Genomic DNA, 20468 nt, shown 5'->3' on the forward strand with positions numbered 1-20468 from the left:
TTTCTTTACTACCCTTTAACAGAGCCTACCAGTACCCCTTTAACAAAATACTTCTGCAAGAAAGGGTATACGCACAGAATCGGAACGGTAGCCGTTATAATGGATGCGGCCTGCACAGCCTCCGGTGTCTTGTTCAATTCCCGGCTTACATCAATTTCCCCGGCCTGTGTCATCACCTCGTTGGTAGATGCAATCAGCTCTTTTAAGTATAGCTGAAGGGGCTTGAGTTCCGGGGCGGTAATGTATACCATAGCGGCAAAGTAGCTGTTCCACAAAGCGACGGCATAGAACAGGCCGACCGTAGCCAGCACCGGCTTCGACAGCGGAAGAATGATGCTGAACAAAATCCGGCCGGTTGAGGCACCGTCCAGTTTGGCGGATTCCTCAAGACTCTCCGGTAAAGCTTCGAAATAGTTTTTGACAATCAGCATGTTGAAAACAACGATCATGGTCGGGAGGAACAAGGCCCACATCGTGTTGACCAGACCGAGATTTTGCATGAGCAGATACGTCGGAATGAGTCCTCCGTTGAACAGCATAGTAAAAACATAAATAAGCAGAAAAGCTTTGCGTCCCACCAGATGGGGCTTGGACAGCGGATAAGCTGCCAGAACCGTCATCAGCATGGCGGATAGCGTCCCGATTATGGTGACGATGATCGTAATTTTAAAGGAATTTATAAATTGTTTATTGCCAAGCACCAGCTGGTAGGTCCCGGTTTGAAAGTCGATCGGATAGATTGTGACGAGACCGGATACGACCGCCGCTTCGCCGCTGAACGATTTGGCGATAATGTTCAGGAACGGGAAAAGCGTGGCCATCCCGAGCAGAATAAAAAAGACATAGTTCAATACTGTAAAAATACGTTCGCCGAGCGACTCGCGAATTCGTCCGCCCTGGACTTTAACCCGGCCAGAGGGTTGCAGAGTTTTACCAGTGTCCGCCATTACCAGATGCTCCTTCCTAAGTACTTGCGGCAGATAAAGTTGCCGGTCACTACGAGGGTAAATGCGACAACGGATTCAAATAGGCCTACCGCAGTAGAAAAGCTGTAATCCGAAGCCCCGAGTCCCACCCGGTAAACATACGTTCCAATGACATCCGCAACGTTATATACAACCGGATTATACATGACGAGAATTTGCTCCGTACCCGCCTCAAGCATGCTTCCTAAACGGAGAATAAGCATCAGGACAATGGTGGAAGCCATTCCTGGCAAGGTTACGTGCCACATCTGCTGAAATTTGTTGGCTCCGTCCATCTTGGCCGCTTCATAGAGCTGTGGATCAATAGAGGAAATGGCCGCCAAATAAACGATCGTACCCCATCCGACCTCTTTCCAGCCCTCGGTCACTACGAGCAAAGGACGGAATACGTTCTGATCCATAAAGAAGCCTATCGGTTCGCCGCCAAGCTTCTCTATCAAGGTATTGACGATTCCTCCATTAAGAGAAAGCAGATTGATGAATAATCCGCTGACGATAACCCAAGAAATAAAGTGCGGCAAATAAATGATCGATTGCACGACTTTTTTGAACATCATTTTGCGGATTTCATTCAATAGAATCGCAATAATAATCGGTGCGGGGAACAAGAAAATAAGCTTGTACACGCTGATGATAACGGTATTCCGGAACACACTGAGGAATTGGTCGTTGACCATCAGCTTCTCAAAATGCTTCAAGCCCACCCATTCGCTGCCCGAGATTCCGCGAAAAATACTAAAATCCTGAAATGCAATGACCAACCCGTACATAGGAGTGTATTTGAAAATAAGCAAAAACACCAAGCCCGGGATGAGCATTAAATACAAGCCCCATTCCTTGCGAATGCTGGCCCACTTACTACCCGAGGACCGGCTCCGGGAACGGGACTGTTTGGTTGCTGCCTTCATGCAAGCGCCTTCCTTTCCCGATGAAGTATGATCAATTCCGCTATAGTCCTATTGTCTACCCGGACGCCTCTTTCTGGAAGGATGCAATCTTACGATAATGAAGAAAATATTAAGATCATACTGAATATTTGAAGATACGCCGGTAACTCTCCTCGATAAACCTTAGACTGTTATTCTGTTGGCTCAGATTCTGTTTAGCCATCATTATCTCCCTCCAGTCCTTTTGACTGTTATCCCATTCGCTCAGTTTCTGTTTAGCCACCATTATCTCCCCTCCAGTCCTTTTGGCTGTTATGCCATTCACTCAGTGCTTTTCTGCCGCCCATCAGCTTCCCTTTCCCACACCTTTGTCTGCTAACCCGTTTACTCTGTTTCTGTTTAGCCATCATTATCTCCCCGCTAGTCCTTTTGACTGTTATCCCATTCGCTCAGTGCCTTTTCAGCATCCATCAGTTTCCCTTTCCCACATCTTTTGTCCGCGATCCCGTTTACTGAGTTTCTGTTTAGCCACCATTATCTCCCCTCCTGTCCTTTAGACTGTTATCCCATTTGCTCAGTTCCTATTGAACCGCATTAGTATTTCTTCACACCTTTGATTGTTATCCCATCGACTCAGTTTCGTTTGGGCGCTTTCTCACAACTTTTGGCCCTTATCCCGTTCACTCAGTTTCTGAATGGCCCTCATAACCTCCTCTCCAGTCCCTCTGACTGTTATCCCATTCGCTCAGACGTACCCCACTCGTTTCTTTGACTCTTTAAAACATAGAAACTTCTGATCAAAATTCAAGACTGATTGGTTTGAATTTTTGCCAAAAAACTCTTTATAAAAATGCATTCTACTTCGATTTAAACATCGCTTTTCATTTAATAATCATTGAAAAGGGAACGTATATTCGGTATAATAAATGCAAACAAATGTTCGTTTTGGAGTGATTATAATGTCCTCTTTTGCTTCGGAGGTTATGGAGTTAGAGCGGCGTACTGGCTTTCATTCAGGTTTGTATCGAAAATGGACTGGAAGTTTCGATTCGAAGAGGGATGAAGAGTCGGACAAGAGTTTTGGCTTGGGGGCATTTTTGCCTCGAAACGCGGATAAAGATTGCCGTTCGGATTTGCACCGAAAGCCAGAAACGGATGCGGGTCGAAGTGTGGATTCGAAGATTATTCAAGATGTTTTGTTAAATCTGTCTATGGATCGGTACTCCAAATGGGACGAAGGTGCTTTCCGGCAAGAGGAAAAAGCTTTTCGGAATCGCTTTAAAACCGAGGAGGATTGTGTACAATTCATCTATCAAGCGAAATGGCCGGATGGCTTTTCCTGTCCTCGTTGCGAACATAGGCAGGCGTATGTCATCCGTTCCCGCCGGCTGCCGCTCTATGAGTGCCGAAGCTGCCGACATCAGACTTCCCTGATCGCTGGTACAGTGATGGAAGGAAGCCGGACTTCACTGTGCAAATGGTTTCTCGCTTTTCATCTCGTTGCCAATACCGAGCAAGGCACGAATGCCGTTCAGCTCAGTTCGTTCCTGCAGGTCACTTATAAAACCGCCTGGGCGATCCTTCACAAGATTCGCCAAGCTTTGTCTCAGGCTGATAACGCTAATCCGTTAACCGGTGTAGTGAAGGGAGGCACAGCCTTTCATCGCCCTTTCCGCAGCGCTGCATCGGTCTTAGGGCTCTATCCCGAACAGAGGCCTGTATTCGTCGTTGCTTCCTTGGACAAAGGAGCTGTACCTCAGCAGGTCAAAATCAAAACCGTTCGTCCGGAAGATATGGAGGACGGCAGAATCTATCGGTCTGCGGGCGAGCACTTCATCAAGGAGCATGTCAGCCCGGATGCGCTCGATGTGGATATCGAGACGAGGCGCTACCATTATCAACGCGTTCCTTCCCTGCGGAATTATTTGCGCAAAGCGAGAGCGTGGACCAATCGAGTATTTAACGGGATCGGACCGAAGTATTTACAGCATTACCTGGATGAATTCTGTTTTCGTCTGAATTTACAATTGCAGAAAGTCCCAATTTTTGATCATCTCGCCCGTGCTTGTATAAGGCTATCGATGGAAAGGCCATAAACATCGAAAAGAGTATCCTATCCCCCATGACTCGGTTTGATCACAGGGGTGGGATTGGTTTATGTGCATTTAGGGTTTTATGTGTAGTCAGGTTTTTATGTGCGCTCAGAGCTTTTCTGTGCAGGGTTTGATGTGCATTCAGAGCTTTTATGTGTGGTCAGGGGAATATAGTTAGTTTTCATATGTATGTAAATTTATTCCTTTATTAATGTTGCACATTTGATCCAGGGATATTTCTGACGAAATGCCAAAGTTGCAATGGTTGGGTTAGTTTGGTTAGTTGGGGTCGTTGATGGTTACTATCTAACAGAACGTCGCGCCGTTTATTTTCTGAGCGAAGGGGATAACAGTCAGAAGCTTGCGAAAAGGGATATATGTAATATTTCTGGGTAAAGAATTCAACAAAAGGTATGGTTAAAGAAAATGAGTTGCACTTTGAAAAGGAACAAGCGCGGTGCATGGAGATACCGGTCTTACCCAGTTTCGCGAAACCAGACAATGGTTGACAGCCTAGTATGCAAACGTATCACATATTTGTTCGCAAATGATTAACGATATATTCCGCATCACTCCCAACCCCGGTTAACAAGGCGGAGGCGCGATTATATTGCCAAGGTAATCCTACATAATATAGATTTGGAACCGTTGTACTAACCCCCCGGCTATGGACCGGACGACCATTCTCGTCTAATACCCCGGGTATCTCCAGCCATGAATAATCCGGACGGAAGCCGGTTGCCCAAATGACGTTATCCGGGCTCAACTTCGTACCATCTTCAAACTCAATTTTTCCAGAACTAATCCTTACTGCCCTTGGTTTCATGCGGACTTGTCCGGTTCGGATCAACTGGGGGATGGGGCTTCCGAATACCGGGTCTTCCATCCGCCGAAGCTTTCGTCCCCAGAATAAATTTCCATCCGCTCTCAATAGACCCAGCTTATCCAGCCACCAAAAGACGCTTTTTCCCAACCACTGAAGCGGAAGGAATTTCATTCGATGACCCACCGATAAATAAACTTCTCTCTCCCCTGCTAATTCTGCAGCGATTTGTGCCCCCGAGTTTCCTCCGCCGACAACAAGGACGGCGCCTTCCTGCAATTGGGTTGAATTACGGTAAGAGGTGGAATGTAACTGCCTAACGGACATCGGAACTTCCTGAGAAAAGCCGGGAACATAAGGGCGTTGAAAAGGGCCTGTGGCGACTATGATCCTTCTTGCCTGAATGACTCCGGAAGCAGTCCAACAACGGAACCCGGAACCGTCCTGCTGTAAACGAATAAGTTCCGTATTTAGCTGTATATTGAGAGAAAACCTTTTGGCATAAGTTTGTAAATATCGAGCCACCTCATCTTTGCTTGGGTAACCATTCCCCTCTCCTGTCATTGCTAACCCGGGCAAGGAGCTGTAGTGTCTCGGAGTAAATAAAACCAGAGAATCGTATCTTGATTTCCAAACTGCCCCTATTTCCTCGTTTTTGTCTATGATTAAATAGGAGATGCCGGTTTGTTGTAAAAAATATCCCGCAGCAAGTCCAGCTTGTCCCGCTCCAATAACAAGAACATCCACATCTCTTTTCAACATTTTCATGACCCTCTTTCAAAGAGTATATTTAAATATGAACATATGGTCATATACCATTATATATTTTATATAGTTTTTGTCAATGGACTGAAGAATGTATGGATTACCGGCAAAAATAAATCCTGCGGCTCTTGCTCGCAGGATTGTATGTTTGTTAACTCCATTGCCGGATGAGGAAAAGCATGGCGAATATGAACAGGCCGCAAGCGATGAAAGTCCAATCCTTCGCCTCTATTTTCAGCATAACACCGGAAGTGCGCTTCATCCCGGTTCCGGTATATCCTCTAATCTCCATCGCCGATGAAAATTGATCAGCCAAATGAAGCAAAGAGGCAAGCAAGGGGATAAGAACTGCGGGTAGTTCACGCAAGGCTATTCGTCCGGGCTTGCTCCCGGATTTCGCTCTTGCTCTTGCAATTCTTGAGAAGCGTTCCCATTCCGAGAAAATTAGAGGAATAAATCGAAAGACCAGAGCAACGGACAGAGCCAAGGCTTCCACCGGAAGCCGGATACGTTTCAAGAAGGACAAACCTTGCTCCAATCCCTGCTTCATTCTCATGGAGCCGACAGCCAAGGGGAGCAGGGCTCCGATCAGCAGCAGACACCAGATTCGGGAAAGCTGCAGCATTGTTTGCTGAGCAGCCTGCATGGAAAAGCCGATGGACAGATGAAATCCATCAGTTCCATGCACGGATAGCCGTAACCCGGCCACAACGGAAGAGAGGACCATAAACAGTAAAAAGCCTGAAGCCAGTCGGCGGACAGGCCTCCACCCGGCTTTTGCCCCAACCAGCGCGGCAGCCGTAATGATTAACCCGGCGGCAACCCCCGCCCAAGAGCGCTGCAGCAAGATCCCTACGGATATTAACATATATACGACCCATATGGAACGGGGATCGCAGCTTTGCAGCCAGCTCTTGACCGGGGCCCCGGCGGCCGGCTTCGTCACGCTTGCCGTTTCCCGGGAAGCTGCCGTAGCTGCCGGAACAGGCTCGGCGACACGCGGGTCATTGCCGACTCCCGGCATGGGCTTATTGCCTCGCTCGGTAGTACCGACTACAGATGCATTACTTTTGCCTTGTGCGGTAGTGCCGACTACAGATGCATTACTTTTGCCTTGTGCGATGGCGCTATCTCCTTGCGCAAGGCCGTTTTGCGCGGTAGGACCCGCTATCAGTGCCGGGTCATACCCTTGCGCAGTGGCACCGGCTATCGGCGACGGGCCGTTTTCCTGCGCGGCGGCGTCGCTTCCTGCCCGCGCATGAAGAGCAAGCGCGATTGCGGCGGCCAGTTGCTCCGGCGCAAGCCAGCCTGACGGCAGCTTAAGCCCCTGCCGCTTCAGCAGCTCGGCCGCCCGCAGCCCGTCCGGAGGCAGCAGGCCGGCCTCCAGCAGCAGCTCCGGGCGGCGCAGCAATTCCTCGCCGGGTACTGTCGCGGATACCTTTCCGTCATTGATAATCCATACAAAATCCGCCATAGGGAGGAAAGTATCCAGATCATGCGTAGCCAGTACTATTCCGGCACCAGTTTCCCTCTTCCACGTTTCAATGTACCGGGCAAACGATCCCAGCCCTTCCCCATCCAGGCCTGCGGTCGGTTCATCCAGCAGGAGCCACTCCGGGCGGCAGGCAAAGGCTGTAGCCAGAGCAACTCTTCGCTTCTGCCCCCCGCTAAGCGTTAACGGATTTTCCTCCAGAAGCTCTTCAGGAAGCCCAACTATCGAAAGCGCCTGGGCTATCCTTCGCTTCTCTTCCTCCGGGGACAGGCGGAGCGGTTTCAACGAATATTTGAACTCCTGCAGAACGGTCCGGGTGAATAGCTGCTGCTCGGGGCTTTGAAATACCAGGGCGCTTCTGCGGAGAATGTCCCGGCTTATCCGGCCCCTATTCCAGAAAGGCTCTCCCCCTAACGCTATCGTCCCTTCCGATGGCTCCGTCAATCCGGCCACAATATCCAGCAGCGTTGATTTTCCGGCGCCTGTACGTCCTACCAGCAAAGTTAGAGATCCGCTGTGCAAGGTTGACGTAACTTCCCTGAGCAGCCATGTCTCCTTATGCTTCGGCGAAGTAACGCCGATGCCTTCAAGCCGTAGATCCATAATTGTCCACCGCCTCGCCAAGTTGTTCCACAGTTACAGGCCACGAAGGAAGGCGAATGTTCCGCTTCCGCAAGGACCGGGCCACTTGTACGGCATACGGCTGCTCATACCCTAGTCGCTGACAGGGGGTAACGTCATCCGCATGCGAATGATTTTCCCGGCTTCTGTCTCTGTCTTGCGCTGTCACATCTTCTCCGTAGAAAAAGGAGGGGACTGTCCCATCGAACACAAGCTTCCCGCGGTCCAGCGCTACTACCCGATCCGCCCAGGCCAGCTCCTCCATCCATTGGGTAATCCAGATGATGGTCGTCCCCGCTCGCTTAAGCTCTTGCGCAATATGAAGCACATTAAGCCGGGAAGCCGGATCGAGCATGGCTGTCGCTTCGTCAAAGACAAGCACAGCCGTATCCGTAACCAACCAGCCGGCTACAGCCAGCAGCTGCTTCTGCCCTCCGGATAGCTCTCCAACCGGATGGTCGAGAGGCAAATTCAAACCAACACGGCTGAGCGCCTGCTCTGCTTTGTCCGGCATTTTTGCAGGCTCTACGGCCTCATTTTCCATAAGAAAACAAACATCCTCGTATAGAGTTTCGCCGACGATTTGCGCATCCGGCTGCTGCCCGATCATTCCTATCCGCCTTCCGTTGACCCATCCCTGCTTTATCGTACCCGCCGAAAGAGGACAGCTACCGGATAGAACTTTAGCCAGAGTGCTCTTTCCGCTGCCATTGCGCCCAACAATCCCGATCCATTCTCCTTTAGAGATGGAGATATGAATGTTGGAGAGCACTTCATGACTTCCGCTCCCTTTTCGAAAATATACCGATGCTCCTTCTAGCAAAAACTTCTCGTCCACCGATTCCACGATTTTCCCGGAACCTCTTTTCCATATGTAGTCTTTGTGATAAAATGCGAATTGTTAACCATTAAATACATAAACAAGGTTAACAAATGAAAGGAGAATATGCAATGAAAACTTCGGCCGTTACGGTTCGCGGGTTGACCTTCAGCGCAATGTTCGCTGCTTTATTGGTCGTCCTCAGTTTTGTAACAATTTACACCGGTTTTTCCCCTGTACCCATTACTCTGCAAAATTTCGCCGTAATGCTGGCAGGTGCCATCCTCGGCGCCCGCTATGGATTGATAAGTATCGGGACGGTAGTTGTGTTAACCACCCTCGGTTTTCCACTGCTGCACGGAGCGGGAGGTCCGGGACTGATCTTTGGGCCCACCGGCGGTTTTATATGGGCATATCCGATATCCGCTTTGCTTATAGGTTTCTTTGTCAACCGAATTCAGGGAAGAGGTGTGGCCGCATTCATCCTGATCTTCGTAGTTATGTTCGCATTCGGTTCGCTTTTGCTGTACGTTACGGGTATCCCTTGGCTTGCTTATTCAAGTAAAATATCTTTCGGCAAAGCGCTCGCGATCGGCTGCTACCCTTACCTGCCAGGTGATGCTATCAAAGCATTCGCAGCTGCTCTTATTGTACTGCCGGTGCGAAAAATATTCCCCGCCTCCAGGCTCACAGAAGGCAACAGCCACATCATTCGTCGGGAGCCCTGATCTGCTTCCCGTTCAGCGCTTTCCACCAGTGTCAATAAACGGTTGGAATGCAGCTTGGAGGTGGCCGGCTGAGGGCCGAAAGGGTTTTGTAGCATGGACAGACATGAACTTTCTGGTTTATGCATATTTTTATGAGAAAAGCATCTGCAGCCAATTCCTATGGCGAGTTCTTCCGCTATGTTCGAAGAAATGGGAGAGACCGATCGCCGAATGGAAGAAGCTTGAAATGTTACATCGATCAAAGTACGAGACAGAAACTGAATCCACAAAAAAAACCGCCCGGGCTTTAACACCCTGGGCGGAACCATGATCGTCCGTAAGCCGACCTTTCTCGCTGAACGGCGGGCAGGCACCTAAAGTGGAACCAGCCTTGATATTCTTGTTGCTGCTGCACTCTTTGGAGTGTAAAAATGATCATCGGCGAGTTCATGCTTTATTTTTTCAATTGCTCGAATAAGCTCTGCAATGCTCTGGCCCGATGGCTGATCCGGTTTTTCTCATCGAGGGACAATTCCGCCATGGAGCAATGATATTCCGGCAAGTAGAACAAGGGATCGTAACCGAATCCCCCATCCCCTCTGGCTTGCTTCAGAATATAACCCGGCACGCGTCCTTCCGCCTGATGCTTCGTGTCTGTGGCGGGATCGTAAAGCACAAGCGCACAGACGAAGCTGGCTTCACTGAGGCATTCGGGATGCCCGTCTCCCGGGGATGCTTCGGCTGCAAGCTTATTCAGCTCGGACAACAGCTTGGCGTTATTGGCGCTATCCGATGCATTCTCTCCGGAATAACGCGCCGAATATACACCGGGGGCACCGTCTAAAGCATCGACGCATAGGCCCGAATCGTCCGCCAAGACAGGAATCCGGAGAACGTCCGCTATGGTGCTTGCCTTAATCCAGGCGTTATCGGCAAACGTTTCACCATCTTCAACAATGTCGGGCAGCCGGTCGTAATCGGCCAGGCTCCGCACCGTCCATCCCAGCGGTTGAAACCAGTTGGCAAACTCCCTAACCTTGCCGGGATTGCCGGTGGCGATGACTAAAGTCTTTTCTTTAACTGGTTGCATGATTTCCCACCCCGATGCGGGAGGCGATATCGCCCAGCACCTTCTTCTGTTCTTCGATCAGCTGCCGGATTCCGGCTTCGGACACTGCAAGCAGCCCATCCAATTCGGTTCTGGAGAATGGGGCCTCTTCCCCGGTCCCTTGAATTTCTACGAATTTGCCGGAGCCCGTCATCACCACATTCATATCTACCTTGGCCGAGGAATCCTCAGCATAGTTTAAATCCAGGCAAACCTGCTGGTTGACGATCCCCACACTGACCGAAGCCAGAAAATCAGTTATCGGGTAAGCGGATAATGCTTGGTTCTTGAACAATTTATCAACCGCTATGGCCATAGCGACAAAAGCTCCGGTAATTGAGGTCGTCCTGGTGCCCCCATCCGCTTGGATGACGTCGCAGTCCAGCGTAATGGTTCGCTCACCCAAACGCTCCAAATCAACGACCGAGCGCAGAGCACGCCCGATCAGCCTCTGGATTTCCATCGTCCGGCCGCCCAGCTTGCCCTTCACCGATTCCCGCTGGTTACGGACCTGGGTTGCTCTCGGGAGCATCGAATACTCGGCATTTATCCAGCCCTTGCCCTGCCCTTTCATAAACGGAGGAACCCTGTCCTCTACGGTAGCGTTGCAGAGCACTTTCGTCTCTCCGACACTTATGAGCACAGATCCTTCCGCATATTTAACATAATGGGGAGTCAGAGACAGGGGTCTAAGTTGGTCGTACTGTCTTCCGTCAATTCTCATTCATGAAGTCCTCCTAAGCTTGCTAGATAGCACAATTACACAATTAGAGTATACCTCATTTTACCAAAGCCTATGAGGAAAATCATCCGAAGGCGAAAAAGGAAGCCCGAACTCCCCTTTTCGCCGCATCATTACATCTTCAGATCATTGACGTGGGCAGGACGACTGACCGGCTTTGCATAGTTTTGATCGTCGGTTGCACTGACCTTGGCTTCGCCATCCACCAGAATCTGAACCTGGCTGGCTCCCGTATTTTCAGTGACCGACAGAACGATCGAATTGACCGCTTCGGGAGTCGTCTTGTCGTTTTCATTCAACAAACTGGCATCAAAATTAATCGTTACGAGCTCGTTATCCTCCGAGTTCTCCACTTCCAACACCTTGGCTGAGGCGGACAGCACCGGCAGCATTCCTTTATTGGCACCCGGGCCTTTAATCAACTCCTCCACGGCGGCCTGAACGATGTTGTCTGTCCGGTCTACCATACGTGTCACAGGGACGAAGTAGGTGAAATCGTCGGATGCTTTTTTCAGGAAATAGAGAGTGACCGGAGTCGAGCGGCCAAGATTGACCCCGCTTGCGACCTCCATATTGATGCCCAGATCCCGGCTCAGAGCCCCATTGATCGGAGTGTGATCGACCGGCATTTCCGTTAGCGGGTTGCCGTTGATGCTCAATTCCACCTGCTCAACCGTCGGGAATCCGGTCAGCGTCCAAGTAATGGCCTCCAGCAGCTTGCGCTCATCCTCTTTCTTATAATTTTGGAACGATTTATTGAAATCTACTGAAGCCGTCTTGGTTTCCTGATCGATATTTACCGTCATTTGCGTTCCTGCCGGAAGCAGAGCGGAGAAGCCTTCGGGAAGAAGCGCCTCTCCTGGTCCGCCTTCCACCATGTACTCAAGCGATTTTCTTGCAATCCCTTCCTCCCAGGGAAGATTCAAGCTGATCGGCGCGACAAACCCTTTGTCATCCTTGAAATATAAAGTTGCCCTGAACGTATTACCGGCCTGTTCCTGAGCTGCCGTTTCGTTAACCGTCCGGTTCATCATCTCTTCGGCGCTAACCGGCGGCGGATCTATAAATTGGCTCTCTTCCGACTTGTTAGCGGAACAACCCGTGACCAGCAAGATGATGGCTCCAGTAATGGCAGCCCTGCGCACCCCTTTCGTTACGGCCATTGTTTTTACCTCCTCCAGTGTGGTTAATGTAGTAATATGTATACGAGCTGTCCCGCATTTTATAACTACTTTTTGTCCACAATAGTAAAACGTGTTTCCGGAAGAAGGCGGCCCTGGCAGCCTTAATGGACTATAGTGCCGAAATCGATAGAAAAGGAACTAGAGGAAGGGGGATCCGGTTATGAAAAAATACAGTCTGGACAGCCGGAAAGTAGAGCAAGCCATGAATGACTGGCTTCATAAACGGGGCGTGCAAAGGACGGACATCGCGGAACTGGTTATGTATCTTCAGCAAGGATATTATAGCGATTTGACTTTGGAGGAATGCTTGGCAAGTGTGGAGAAAGTGCTGGCCAAGCGGGAAGTTCAGAATGCCGTGCTGACTGGAATCCAGCTGGATTTATTAGCGGACCAGGGCAAGCTGTTCTCCCCTCTGCAGGATATGATTGAGAATGATGAAGGCTTGTATGGCTGCGATGAAGTGCTGGCTTTATCCATTGTCAACATATACGGAAGTATCGGCTTTACCAATTTCGGATATTTGGATAAAGTGAAGCCGGGAATCATCGGCAAACTGAACAAAAAGGGCGGCCCGATGGTCCATACGTTCCTCGATGATATCGTCGGAGCGATCGCAGCGTCCGCTGCAAGCAGCATCGCCCATAATAAACAGAAGATTGCGGAGGAGAAGAACGCCCGTCAGGCGGAGCCTACGGACGGATCGGAAATATAGCAAAAAAACAAGTCTGGGGACACGCCTTCCCAGACTTATTTTTTGCTACTTGTATATAGATGGATGCCATCTTGCGTCTGCTCGGCTACACGCTCGGCCCTGTGCAAATATATAACATGAGCCAGCGTTTCAGCCATGGCGAAGCGAAGCTGGTGCATCGTCAGCCGCTCTCCGAAGACCTCGCGGCACAGCTGATAGACCGTTAACGTACTCCGCAAGCGCTCCTCCATCTCCGCAAGACGTTCTTCATGATGCTTGATCAAGGCCACTGCCCTTTCAGCGAACGAATCGAAAGGATCCCGATGACCGGGGTAAGCCCATCTCACTTCGTACCTGTTCATTTCAGACAAGCTGTTCAGGTAAGAGTGCAGAGGATTATCCTCCGTGTCGGGAATGAAGCTGACATTGGGAGAGATTCTCGGCAGAACATGATCACCGCAGAACATTTCTTGCCGCTCCCGGTCATAAAAGCAGACATGGCCGTAAGCATGGCCGGGGGTATGAATCATTTCACAACTCCGTGTCCCTATAAGGAACGGTTGTTCAAGGTTATAAAAGCTTACTTGAGCAGGCATGGGATGGACGAGCGGAAGGAAGCTTTCGAAATGCCCGTGAAGCTTGGCCGCTGTGTCCTCATCCATTCCATGATGAATAAACAAATCATAAATTTGTCCGTTCATCGGGAAGCTACCGGACCACATCCGTTCCGCCTGCCGTTGACCTTCCTCCGAAATCCATACGGGAGCCCCGCTCCGCTCCTGAAACCATCCGGCCAACCCGTAATGGTCGGGGTGATGATGGGTCAGAACGATCCGCTCAATATCGCCGTAGCCTATTCCGTACTTCCTTAATGCTTCCTCCCACACCTGCTCCGCTTCGGGGGTATGTAAACCGGGATCAATCAAAGTATAGCCGTCACGTCCCCGAACCAGATAGCTGTTAACCCATCTAAGGGGGAAGGGAAGAGGTACTTTCACCCGAATCGGCATTCCAGGCTCGGGCGGGTCCATCGCTAAGAGATCATCTATACGGCTCATCGGCCACTTCCTGCTTTCCGCCCGATCATGATCAGCCGAGGAGAGGTTTTCTCATCATAGTCCGCCCCTTGGTAGTCCCCGTAGACTTGTTGGATCATCAGTCCGGCTTCCTTACACATGAGGTCAAAATCCTCGAGCCGGTAAAGCTTGACCTGTTCCATATAACTCCGGTCCCTGCGCCCGGATTCGGAGATGGTGATTTGTTTGCGCACATATCCATCCTCGATCGTTCTTCTCTCATCGATGATTAATCCCGCTTCTTCCCGCACGGAATGCGGAACCAGATTAAGGGCGACATGCTCCGCGTTCAAATAATCGATCAGAAATCGCCCGCCCGACACCAGCAAACGGCTAATCTCGCCAAGCACCTTGGTATTCTCCCGGTCATCATTAAAATAGCCGAAGGAGGTAAACCAGTTGACAACAGCATCGTAGCCCCCGTCTGCCGGCACCTCTCTCATATCTCCCTGCAGCCAGTCAATGCGGCCTTCCGTGTCCCGGCGTTTCGCCTCACGGAGCAGTGCCTCGGACAAATCCATACCGGTCACGCGGAATCCCAGATCGGCCAGAGCCAAGGAGTGACGCCCCATTCCGCAGCACAGATCAAATACGGAAGCCCCCGGCTCCAGGTCCAGCCAGCCGATCATTCGTCCGACCTCCTCCCGGGCCTCCTGCATGTCTCTGTGCTTGTAAACCATTAAATAATCTTCCCCGAAGCTTTTTTCATACCATTCTGTCATGTTACATTCTCCTGTACTTTCCAGTAGGTTTTACCTTTTATTGTACCGTTAATCTTCAGCCCCGGCAACGAGATTTGCCTCTCTCCCAAAAGCCTGCACTGATCGCCCTACTCTTCGTTCACGAATTTCGTCCCTTCTTTTCCGTAGTACTTGGAAAGAAACCACCACTAGATGCATTATGTTAACTGAACCAAAGTATTATAACGGTTATCCCAGTTACTCAGTTACTCAGTCCCTCGTTCTTTGTCCTTTCGGTCGCTAACCCATTCACTCAGCAGCTTTTGTACTTAGACCTGTACCTCCTTCACCGCCCTTTTGACTGTTATCCCATTTGCTCAGTAACGCTCATGCTGTTTTGTCTCCTTCTCGTGTTCTTTTGACGGTTATCCCAATTACTCAGTTACTCAGTTACCTAGTTACTCAGTTTCTCAGTCCCTCGTTCTTCGTCCTTTCGGTCGCTATCCCATTCACTCAGCAGCTTTTGTACTTAGACTTGTACCTCCTTCACCGGCCCTTTGACTGTTATCCCATTTGCTCAGTAACGCTCATGCTGGATAGTCTCATTCTCGAGTTCTTTTGACGGTTATCCCAATTACTCAGTTACTCAGTTACTCAGTTACCCAGTTACTCAGTTTCTCAGTCCCTCGTTCTTTGTCCTTTCGGTCGCTATCCCATTCACTCAGCAGCTTTTGTACTTAGACTTGTACCTCCTTCGCCGCCCCTTTGACTGTTATCCCATTTGCTCAGTAACGCCCATGCTGAATAGTCTCATTCTCGAGATCTTTTGACTATTATCCCATTCGTTCAGAATGTTCTGGGGAGTAAATTGGCTCGAACTACTATGGGAGGAGACTATTTCGGGTTATCTGTATTAATATGAACGCTGTTTGGAGCCCGGCCGATGGAATCCGGAACGTTCATCCTTTTCTGAGACTAGGGGATAATGTCCAAAGGCATCGGGAAAACCATTCGGAATCGATGGAATCCGGAACGTTCATCCTTTTCTGAGGCAAGGGGATAATGTCCAAAGGCATCGGGAAAACCATTCGGAATCGATGGAATCCGGAACGTTCAACCTGTTCTGAGGCAAGGGGATAATGTCCAAAGGCATCGGGAAAACCAATCGGGATCCTGGAATCCGGAATGTTCAACCTGTTCTGAGGCAGGGGGATAATAGTCCGAAGGCATCGGGGGAACCAATCGGAATCGCGATGGAGAGGTAATCGGAAAAGGTAAAATGGAATGACATCGGAGCACATTTCTTTTTCCCTTAGGGTCATACTCGTTTTGGATAAAGTTCTGCTGTTAGCTTATGCTCGAGGGGGGGTTTAGGAGTTGAAGTCGCGCCAAACGAAAAGAGGAGGTCAGGCTGCTATACTCTCGAAAATCGGACAAATTAAAGCCTTCCCCTTGCTCTCCCCCCCGGAACGGGAGAACAGAAGGAAAGGCTTCTGGCCGAAACCGCCTTGCATGGCTTGCCCTTAAATTTTTATTTCCCCTAGCTTAATGAGCTCAACTACCGCTTGTGAACGACCTTTAACATTTAATTTTTGCATGACATTCGATATATGATTTCGCACAGTTTTCTCGCTGATAAACAGCTGCTGCGCGATATCCTTGGTCGTTTTATCCTGGACCAGCAGTTCAAAGACTTCTCGTTCACGGTGAGTTAACAAAAACTTGCTCTTATGATCGCTGCCCTTCATAGATGTGTCACCCCTCCTTGCTCGGGATTTATATAAGTTACAAGGTAAAGGGATACAGTCAAATTTATACTATGAAAGGCTAGCAATGTTGGTGCTTTGTTCCCTAAAAATAGGCGACCGCTAAGGCGTCACAGCCGGTTGATCGGTAGTCACTCTCGTTGGAAAAATACGCTCGACCATCGTGCTGAATTCTTTCACGAAACCGCTCAAGGGGCGGCCTTCCTGAAAATCCTTCGCGTATACATTCATCCGCTCGACAAAATCCGGATTGGCTGAAACATAAACGTCCTTAACATTGGCGTTCACCGACTTAACTTTATCGGCTATTTTTTGCTTCACTTCCGGAGTGACGTCTCCAATGATGGACGGGTTGGCCTGATCGGTGTTTGCTACTGAGGAGCCCGTATGCAGGTTTACGGCTACATAGGCATTGTTATCGGTAATAAGCACATTGGCGGTCTCCACCTCATCCAAGGAAGCGACGGCATCGGCGACTTGTTGGCTCATCTCCATCGTGGAATTGGCATTGATCCGGCTTCTTTCCATCACCCGGTCGTTAGTATTGTACGGAGTCGTCGTCGCATTGGGGATCGTTCCGTCCCCCACCCGATTCTCTCCATACGGATTAGCTTGATCCAGTCCCCTTTGGTTAATCGGAGTCGCTCCTTGTCTGGTCTCTGCTCCGCAGCCGGTTAAGCTTAACACAGCCGCAGCCGAAACCAGAACGAGGGTCAGCGCCACTTTTTTAACAGGATATAGATTCACTTTATCAGCCCCTTCATATGGTGTTTAGACTTAATAGTCGTTCGTAGTTTGTGCATTCAGCGGAAAAATATGCTTAATTATGTCTGGCGAGTGGAAGGTAAACCGGGGACGCTTTAAAAAGAAATTGACGATGGTGTGATTTTTTTGTAACCTAATATTAGTACCTAGTGATAATAGTTGGTCCCAATAAGGTTGGAATTTCAAATTAATGTAGAGAAAAAGGAGCGATGATCATGTCCCATCATGCTGCCGTTACGGCCATCGGAAGCAGCGTCCCGGAACGAATTCTTGATAATAAGGCGTTGGAACAAATGATCGACACAAGCGATGAATGGATTGTGCAGAGAACGGGAATCAAGGAACGCAGGATAGCTTCCGAGGATCAGTTTACGAGCCACCTGTGTGCTAATGCAGTGGCACATATGATGAAGCAGTATAATAAGGAAGTCCGGGATTGCGATTTCATTATCGCCTGCACCCATACACCCGATCTGCCTTTCCCTATGGTATCCTCCATGCTGCAGAGCCGTTTCGGCATTGAACAGGCTGGAGCCATGGACTTGAATGCCACCTGCGCCGGATTTGTCTATGGGCTGCACCTTGCGGATACAATGATCCGCTCCGGAATGCATCGCAAAATTTTGGTCGTCGCTGGAGACACCATGTCTAAAATTACCGATTATACTGACCGGACCACATGTATCCTGTTTGGAGACGGAGCAGGCGCAGCGCTTGTTGAGAGACAGCCGGAATCCGGCTTTCTCGGTTATCATTTTGATACGGACGGAAATGGAGGCTCTCTTGTTTACCGAACGGGCCTGGCGAAGAACCTTAACGGTAATCCGCTCAAGGATTCCGGATTGTTCGTCCAGAACGGACGCGAAGTGTACAAATGGGCGGTTACCACTGTTCCTGCCGGGATGCGGAAAGTAGCAGAGAACAGCGGACTTGAGCTTGAGGATGTGGATTGGTTCATTCCGCACAGCGCCAACCTGCGAATGATTGAATCCATCTGCGAGAAGAGCGGATTCCCGATGGACAGAACTTTGTACAGCCTTGTCCATTACGGCAACACCTCCGCGGCCACCATCCCTCTTGCTTGGGACCAAGCGGTAAGGGACGGCAAAATAAAGCCCGGTGACCGCGTAATGCTGTACGGCTTTGGCGGCGGGCTTGTCCAAGCAGGCCTGTTGATCCGATGGGGAGGACTTCCTGTTAAGTTTGCGAAATAAGGAAGGAAGGGTAGAATAGTTGAAAGATAATGATTAGGCTTCAATAAGCTTAAACAGGAGGAAAACAATGAAAGCTGTATGGTTGGATCCCGAAACTCGTCTCTTGAAAATCCGGGAATGGGAGGATCCTGTTCTTGAAGCAGACGGTCTGATCGTCCAGGTGAAAGCAACGGCGTTAAACCGCGCGGATCTGATGCAAAAGAGGGGCTTATACCCTCCGCCTAAGGGAGCCTCCCCTATCCTGGGGCTGGAGATGGCCGGAGAAGTGGTGCAAGTAGGCGGCAGCGTCAAGGATTGGAAGCCGGGTGACCGGGTATTCGCCCTGCTGCCGGGGGGCGGGTACGCGGAGAAGGTCAGCATTCCTGCAGGAATGGCCATGCCGATTCCCGACGGGTGGAGCTATGAACAAGCGGCGGCCGTACCCGAGGTCTTCCTGACAGCCTACTTGAACCTGTTTATGCTGGGAGGCTTAAGGGAAGGCAGCACCGTACTGATTCATGCGGGAGCTAGTGGTGTCGGCAGCGCAGCCATTCAGCTTGTCCGGGAGGCGGGCGCCGTGTCGATCGTCACGGCGGGGAGCCCTGAGAAATTAGAGGCTTGTCTTCGGCTTGGAGCCCACAAAGCGATCAACTATAAGGAGGGACCCTTCGCTCCCCAAGTTAAGGAGGCTACCGGGGGACTAGGCGTCGACCTGATTCTGGATTTGATTGGAGCCTCCTACTTCGAGCAGAATCTCGATTGCCTTGCCGTCAATGGCCGCCTTGTTCTAATCGGCCTCATGGGCGGAAGCCATATTCAAAATCTCGATTTAAACCGGCTGTTGATGCGCAGAATTCAGCTGATCGGCTCGACTCTTCGCTCCCGTCCGGTAACGGAAAAAATCGAGCTCACCCGGCAATTTAACGAATTCGCCTCCCGCCGCTTCGCGGAAGGACGAATGCAGCCTGTCATCGATTCCGTCTGGGAGCTGGAGCAGGTTAACGAGGCCCATGAGCGAATGGAGCGCAACGAAAATATCGGTAAAATCGTGCTGCGCACCCCGTGGTAGCCTTCACGAATCTCTGCGGCACATACATTCCGAGGCAAGCCAGGGGGATGCCGGCTTGCCTCTATACACCTCGCGGACTTTCAGAGTAAGCAGCCTTTCCGCGAGCACTCGCTGGTAGCCGGCAATTTCCTTCAAATATTTCTCCGCCAGTTCGGTATCCCCGCCCGTCCAACGGGCCGTTTCGGCCAAGCCTTCCAGCATGGCTGCTACCGCCCCCTGGCTGCGGACCAGCGATTCCAGAATATTCAGCTTAAGCTCGTTTTTCTTTTCCAGAAAAGTCATTGTCCGTTACCGCCCATGTCAAAAAATCCTCCCCCGAATGCGGGCTGCTCATTCCCTTCATGGCCCAGTATAATGCGCAAATTTCGGGCCAGCCCCATTTCAAGCTTGGTCATTCCACTCAGCAAATCAACCACCTGTTCATGAAATTCAAGAGAAAGCTTCACTTGGGATTCATGATCCTCTTCGAAATACGAAGGATGAATATGCTGATTAATCCACTTTCTGGACTTTTCCGCTTCAACGGCCTTCGCTTCCAGCATTACCGAGATGTTATGCTGCATCTTGGCCGTAGAATCCAGCATATACAAGTAAGAGTCCGACCTCTCCAATACGCTCCCCTCCTTGGACCTTATTCCTCGCCCGCCGGTTCTATTTCTTTCATCACAACGGTTAAATTATCCGCGATAGCCTCCTGTAGATCAGCTAATATGTTAAGATAGGAGGTCAAATTTTTGGTTACTCCAAGAGAATGCTGGGTTACGGCCTCCACTCCCTGAAAATTCATCTGAACATCGGGAATGGCCTCAATCACCTGAGCCATGTTGACCGTAATATAACGGGCAGATTCGATAATATCCGCCAGTTCTCCGTGTGATTTGGCCATATGCTCGATTATGGCGGTCACTCGAGATTGCATACCGATCCCCCCTTATTCTCACACCATTATCTTATGATAGTACTTCTGTAAAGGTTAAACGACTTTTACGTAACAACAGCC

20 protein-coding genes are annotated in these 20468 nt (G+C 50.1%); 5 read left to right on the top strand and 15 right to left on the bottom strand.

Annotated features, from left to right (window positions below):
* Positions 1-8: 8 nt before the first annotated feature.
* A complete protein-coding gene (locus ACTHRH_RS17750; protein WP_144941676.1) occupies positions 9-947 on the bottom strand; it encodes a carbohydrate ABC transporter permease in 939 nt (312 codons plus the stop codon).
* Positions 947-1894: an ABC transporter permease gene (locus ACTHRH_RS17755; RefSeq protein ID WP_144941678.1), complete on the bottom strand. Its 948-nt coding sequence runs from the start codon at positions 1892-1894 to the stop codon at positions 947-949. The genes ACTHRH_RS17750 and ACTHRH_RS17755 overlap by 1 nt, the downstream gene beginning before the upstream one ends.
* Before the next feature lie 1148 nt (positions 1895-3042).
* On the opposite strand from ACTHRH_RS17755, the gene ACTHRH_RS17760 reads away from it, so the two are divergent.
* Positions 3043-3969, top strand: a complete 927-nt coding sequence (locus ACTHRH_RS17760; RefSeq protein WP_440416847.1) for an IS1595 family transposase — start codon at positions 3043-3045, stop codon at positions 3967-3969.
* A 526-nt stretch (positions 3970-4495) separates the two neighbouring features.
* Here ACTHRH_RS17760 and ACTHRH_RS17765 read toward each other — a convergent pair.
* From ACTHRH_RS17765 to ACTHRH_RS17775, 3 genes are all read right to left on the bottom strand, one after another.
* A complete protein-coding gene (locus tag ACTHRH_RS17765) occupies positions 4496-5548 on the bottom strand; it encodes a flavin-containing monooxygenase (protein ID WP_379288242.1) in 1053 nt (350 codons plus the stop codon).
* Positions 5549-5705: 157 nt separating this feature from the next.
* On the bottom strand, positions 5706-7649 hold the full coding sequence (locus ACTHRH_RS17770; RefSeq protein ID WP_440416849.1) for an ATP-binding cassette domain-containing protein: 1944 nt from the start codon (positions 7647-7649) through the stop codon (positions 5706-5708).
* Entirely contained in the window at positions 7633-8514 is an 882-nt protein-coding gene (locus tag ACTHRH_RS17775) for an energy-coupling factor ABC transporter ATP-binding protein (protein ID WP_186328439.1), read from the bottom strand. Before ACTHRH_RS17775 ends, ACTHRH_RS17770 begins: the two co-directional genes overlap by 17 nt.
* Before the next feature lie 104 nt (positions 8515-8618).
* Between ACTHRH_RS17775 and ACTHRH_RS17780 the strand changes: the two genes are divergently transcribed.
* Positions 8619-9215 carry a biotin transporter BioY gene (locus tag ACTHRH_RS17780; protein ID WP_144939889.1) on the top strand — a complete coding sequence of 199 codons (597 nt, stop codon included), beginning with the start codon at positions 8619-8621 and terminating at the stop codon, positions 9213-9215.
* 433 nt (positions 9216-9648) lie between these two features.
* Here the strand turns inward: ACTHRH_RS17780 and ACTHRH_RS17785 are convergent, their stop codons facing one another.
* The 3 genes from ACTHRH_RS17785 to ACTHRH_RS17795 all read right to left on the bottom strand — a co-directional run bounded on the left by ACTHRH_RS17785 (position 9649) and on the right by ACTHRH_RS17795 (position 12207).
* A complete protein-coding gene (locus ACTHRH_RS17785) occupies positions 9649-10284 on the bottom strand; it encodes an XTP/dITP diphosphatase (RefSeq protein ID WP_144939891.1) in 636 nt (211 codons plus the stop codon).
* On the bottom strand, positions 10271-11026 hold the full coding sequence (rph, locus tag ACTHRH_RS17790; RefSeq protein WP_144939893.1) for a ribonuclease PH: 756 nt from the start codon (positions 11024-11026) through the stop codon (positions 10271-10273). The genes ACTHRH_RS17785 and rph overlap by 14 nt, the downstream gene beginning before the upstream one ends.
* A 131-nt stretch (positions 11027-11157) precedes the next feature.
* Positions 11158-12207, bottom strand: a complete 1050-nt coding sequence (locus tag ACTHRH_RS17795; protein WP_144939895.1) for a GerMN domain-containing protein — start codon at positions 12205-12207, stop codon at positions 11158-11160.
* Positions 12208-12388: 181 nt separating this feature from the next.
* Between ACTHRH_RS17795 and ACTHRH_RS17800 the strand changes: the two genes are divergently transcribed.
* Complete coding sequence (locus ACTHRH_RS17800) at positions 12389-12940, top strand: phosphatidylglycerophosphatase A family protein (RefSeq protein ID WP_379288199.1); 552 nt, start codon at positions 12389-12391, stop codon at positions 12938-12940.
* 35 nt (positions 12941-12975) lie between these two features.
* Here ACTHRH_RS17800 and ACTHRH_RS17805 read toward each other — a convergent pair whose 3' ends face one another.
* From ACTHRH_RS17805 to ACTHRH_RS17820, 4 genes are all read right to left on the bottom strand, one after another.
* Positions 12976-13977: an MBL fold metallo-hydrolase gene (locus ACTHRH_RS17805; RefSeq protein ID WP_379288201.1), complete on the bottom strand. Its 1002-nt coding sequence runs from the start codon at positions 13975-13977 to the stop codon at positions 12976-12978.
* Positions 13974-14717: a class I SAM-dependent methyltransferase gene (locus ACTHRH_RS17810; protein WP_144939901.1), complete on the bottom strand. Its 744-nt coding sequence runs from the start codon at positions 14715-14717 to the stop codon at positions 13974-13976. Before ACTHRH_RS17810 ends, ACTHRH_RS17805 begins: the two co-directional genes overlap by 4 nt.
* A gap of 1481 nt (positions 14718-16198) precedes the next feature.
* On the bottom strand, positions 16199-16423 hold the full coding sequence (locus ACTHRH_RS17815) for a helix-turn-helix domain-containing protein (RefSeq protein WP_144939903.1): 225 nt from the start codon (positions 16421-16423) through the stop codon (positions 16199-16201).
* 120 nt (positions 16424-16543) lie between these two features.
* On the bottom strand, positions 16544-17188 hold the full coding sequence (locus ACTHRH_RS17820) for a YhcN/YlaJ family sporulation lipoprotein (RefSeq protein WP_144939905.1): 645 nt from the start codon (positions 17186-17188) through the stop codon (positions 16544-16546).
* Positions 17189-17415: 227 nt separating this feature from the next.
* Between ACTHRH_RS17820 and ACTHRH_RS17825 the strand changes: the two genes are divergently transcribed.
* Positions 17416-18420: a ketoacyl-ACP synthase III gene (locus ACTHRH_RS17825; protein ID WP_144939907.1), complete on the top strand. Its 1005-nt coding sequence runs from the start codon at positions 17416-17418 to the stop codon at positions 18418-18420.
* A gap of 67 nt (positions 18421-18487) precedes the next feature.
* The gene (locus ACTHRH_RS17830) at positions 18488-19468 is read left to right on the top strand and encodes an NAD(P)H-quinone oxidoreductase (RefSeq protein ID WP_144939909.1); all 981 of its coding nucleotides are present in this window, start codon (positions 18488-18490) and stop codon (positions 19466-19468) included.
* Positions 19469-19471: 3 nt separating this feature from the next.
* On the opposite strand, the gene ACTHRH_RS17835 is transcribed toward ACTHRH_RS17830, so the two are convergent.
* The 3 genes from ACTHRH_RS17835 to ACTHRH_RS17845 are packed head-to-tail and all read right to left on the bottom strand — an operon-like array spanning position 19472 to position 20387.
* Complete coding sequence (locus tag ACTHRH_RS17835; protein ID WP_144939911.1) at positions 19472-19750, bottom strand: hypothetical protein; 279 nt, start codon at positions 19748-19750, stop codon at positions 19472-19474.
* Positions 19747-20079: a restriction endonuclease subunit S gene (locus ACTHRH_RS17840; RefSeq protein WP_144939913.1), complete on the bottom strand. Its 333-nt coding sequence runs from the start codon at positions 20077-20079 to the stop codon at positions 19747-19749. The genes ACTHRH_RS17835 and ACTHRH_RS17840 overlap by 4 nt, the downstream gene beginning before the upstream one ends.
* Before the next feature lie 20 nt (positions 20080-20099).
* Positions 20100-20387 (bottom strand): nucleoside-diphosphate sugar epimerase, encoded by a 288-nt coding sequence (locus tag ACTHRH_RS17845; protein WP_144939915.1) that lies wholly within the window; start codon positions 20385-20387, stop codon positions 20100-20102.
* Between the last annotated feature and the right edge of the window lie 81 nt (positions 20388-20468).

The organism is Paenibacillus sp. SAFN-117, from assembly GCF_051966115.1.
Taxonomy (GTDB): domain Bacteria; phylum Bacillota; class Bacilli; order Paenibacillales; family NBRC-103111; genus Paenibacillus_L; species Paenibacillus_L residui.

Excerpts from the sequence above, each read along its gene's own strand:
- ACTHRH_RS17780 (WP_144939889.1), top strand. The coding sequence starts at position 8,619 with ATGAAAACTTCGGCCGTTACGGTTCGCGGGTTGACCTTCAGCGCAATG.
- ACTHRH_RS17795 (WP_144939895.1), bottom strand. The coding sequence starts at position 12,207 with ATGGCCGTAACGAAAGGGGTGCGCAGGGCTGCCATTACTGGAGCCATC.
- ACTHRH_RS17835 (WP_144939911.1), bottom strand. The coding sequence starts at position 19,750 with ATGACTTTTCTGGAAAAGAAAAACGAGCTTAAGCTGAATATTCTGGAA.
- ACTHRH_RS17785 (WP_144939891.1), bottom strand. The coding sequence starts at position 10,284 with ATGCAACCAGTTAAAGAAAAGACTTTAGTCATCGCCACCGGCAATCCC.
- ACTHRH_RS17750 (WP_144941676.1), bottom strand. The coding sequence starts at position 947 with ATGGCGGACACTGGTAAAACTCTGCAACCCTCTGGCCGGGTTAAAGTC.
- ACTHRH_RS17800 (WP_379288199.1), top strand. The coding sequence starts at position 12,389 with ATGAAAAAATACAGTCTGGACAGCCGGAAAGTAGAGCAAGCCATGAAT.
- ACTHRH_RS17830 (WP_144939909.1), top strand. The coding sequence starts at position 18,488 with ATGAAAGCTGTATGGTTGGATCCCGAAACTCGTCTCTTGAAAATCCGG.
- ACTHRH_RS17825 (WP_144939907.1), top strand. The coding sequence starts at position 17,416 with ATGATCATGTCCCATCATGCTGCCGTTACGGCCATCGGAAGCAGCGTC.
- ACTHRH_RS17810 (WP_144939901.1), bottom strand. The coding sequence starts at position 14,717 with ATGACAGAATGGTATGAAAAAAGCTTCGGGGAAGATTATTTAATGGTT.
- ACTHRH_RS17815 (WP_144939903.1), bottom strand. The coding sequence starts at position 16,423 with ATGAAGGGCAGCGATCATAAGAGCAAGTTTTTGTTAACTCACCGTGAA.
- ACTHRH_RS17755 (WP_144941678.1), bottom strand. The coding sequence starts at position 1,894 with ATGAAGGCAGCAACCAAACAGTCCCGTTCCCGGAGCCGGTCCTCGGGT.
- rph (WP_144939893.1), bottom strand. The coding sequence starts at position 11,026 with ATGAGAATTGACGGAAGACAGTACGACCAACTTAGACCCCTGTCTCTG.
- ACTHRH_RS17805 (WP_379288201.1), bottom strand. The coding sequence starts at position 13,977 with ATGAGCCGTATAGATGATCTCTTAGCGATGGACCCGCCCGAGCCTGGA.
- ACTHRH_RS17770 (WP_440416849.1), bottom strand. The coding sequence starts at position 7,649 with ATGGATCTACGGCTTGAAGGCATCGGCGTTACTTCGCCGAAGCATAAG.
- ACTHRH_RS17845 (WP_144939915.1), bottom strand. The coding sequence starts at position 20,387 with ATGCAATCTCGAGTGACCGCCATAATCGAGCATATGGCCAAATCACAC.